This is a genomic window from Marinobacter excellens LAMA 842 (genome assembly GCF_001574445.1).
Lineage (GTDB): Bacteria > Pseudomonadota > Gammaproteobacteria > Pseudomonadales > Oleiphilaceae > Marinobacter > Marinobacter shengliensis.
Genome location: NZ_LOCO01000027.1, coordinates 52,395 through 54,343, shown reverse-complemented (window position 1 = coordinate 54,343; position 1,949 = coordinate 52,395). Strand labels below are relative to the sequence as shown.

General features: G+C 56.8%; 1 protein-coding gene. It reads left to right on the top strand.

Features of this window, described 5'->3' with window-relative positions; genetic code table 11:
* Positions 1-115: 115 nt before the first annotated feature.
* Positions 116-1,949 (top strand): MacB family efflux pump subunit (locus J122_RS17475; protein WP_227510265.1); only part of this gene is annotated, 1,834 nt, incomplete at its 3' end.

Below are 1,949 nucleotides of genomic sequence, written 5' to 3'. Positions count from 1 at the left end.
AATCTGTTCGTAGAGGGTGCATTGATCCAATGTCGGCCACCATCCATCGGGTTAATCGGATGGGCTAACATTGACCAAAAACGGCAGGGAAATAAAGGGTTACCCACTAAAAGAAGTGAAGACCCAAATTTATCCAGGTGAGTTCGTTGCCATCATGGGCCCCTCCGGGTCCGGTAAATCCACCTTGATGAATATCCTGGGTTGCCTGGACCAACCAACCTCGGGGGAATACTGGTACGACGGCCGTGACGTTTCCGCGCTCAGTCGGGATGACCTGGCGTTATTGCGCCGGGAGGCTTTCGGCTTTGTTTTTCAGAGCTACAACCTGCTGCCGGGCATGACCGCTCGGGAGAATGTTGAGATTCCGGCCATCTATGCAGGCAGGGCCCCCGCCCAACGCCGGGAGCGGGCGGAGAAACTGTTAACCGAACTGGGGCTGGGAGAGCGGCTTACCCATCGCCCCAACCAGTTGTCTGGTGGTCAGCAGCAGCGCGTTTCAATTGCCCGGGCATTAATGAATGGCGGTCAGGTAATCTTTGCCGACGAACCTACCGGCGCCCTTGACAGCAAAAGCAGCAAGGAGGTTATCCGGCTGCTGACCCAGCTCTCTGGCAAGGGGCATACCGTTATTCTGATCACCCATGATCAGGATGTGGCCGATGTTGCCCGCCGGCAAATTCATATCGCCGATGGCGAAGTGGTACGAGATACCGGACAGGATGACAGAGCTGAAGCCTCTTCACCGGCGATCAAAGCCAGTCGCCATGGCGTGGTGCTGAGTGACTGGCAGGAGGCCCTGAAAAGTGCCATGCGCTCGTTGCATAGCAATCTGTTCAGAACCGCACTGACGTTGCTGGGCATCGTGATTGGCGTGGCGTCTGTGATTACCATGCTGGCTATCGGGGAGGGGGCCAGGAAAGACGTGGTTGATCGAATCAGTACCATGGGCAGTGACTTGTTGCTGATTCGCCCCGGCGGCCCGGATCAGCGTGGAGGTCGCTGGTCAGTGACGACGCTAACCCCAGAAGATTATCGTGCAATCAATGAAGTAGAAGGGGTTCTTGCAGCGATACCTGAATTAACCGGTTCGCAAACGCTTCGGTACTTTAACCTTGACCACCGTGCAGAAATTAACGCCACCTCATACCAGTTTCCGGTGGCCAGGCAGTGGCCGGTGATTGAAGGCACCTTCTTTTCGGAACAGGATGAGCTCAACTATGCGGCAGTAGCCGTGTTGGGCAAAACGACGGCGGACACACTGTTCCCCGGCGAAAGCCCGCTCGGCAAACACCTGATGGTGAACAATGTGCTGTTCCAGGTGATTGGCGTGATGGGGGAGAAGGGCGCATCGCCAATGGGCCAGGATCAGGATGATGTTGTGTTAGTACCTTACACAACGGGTAGTTTGCGTATTTTTGGCCAAACCCACCTGCGCAATATCACCGTGGCGGTGGCTGATCTGGACCGGATGAGCGAAATAGAGGCGATTATTCACGAAACCCTGCTGGCCAGGCATGGTGGCATTGAGGATTTCACCATCCGCAATATGGCGTCGCTGATCGACACCATCTCTGAAACCCAGAATACCCTGACCTGGCTGCTTGGCTCCATTGCGGCCATTTCGCTGCTGGTCGGCGGCATCGGTGTAATGAACATCATGCTGGTGAGCGTGACCGAACGCACGCGGGAAATCGGCATTCGCATGGCAACCGGAGCGCGGGCCTGGAACGTTCTGCAACAGTTTCTTACCGAGGCCTGGCTGGTCTCGGCCATTGGCGGGCTGATCGGTGTCGCGCTGGGCATCACCGCCACCCAATTGATCGGCTCGTTTGGCACGCCGGTCCATATGACCGTGTTGCCGATGGTATTAGCGTTCTCCTGTGCCTTTGCCACCGGGCTGATCTTCGGTTTTCTGCCAGCCCGCAAAGCCGCTCACCTGGACCCGGTCC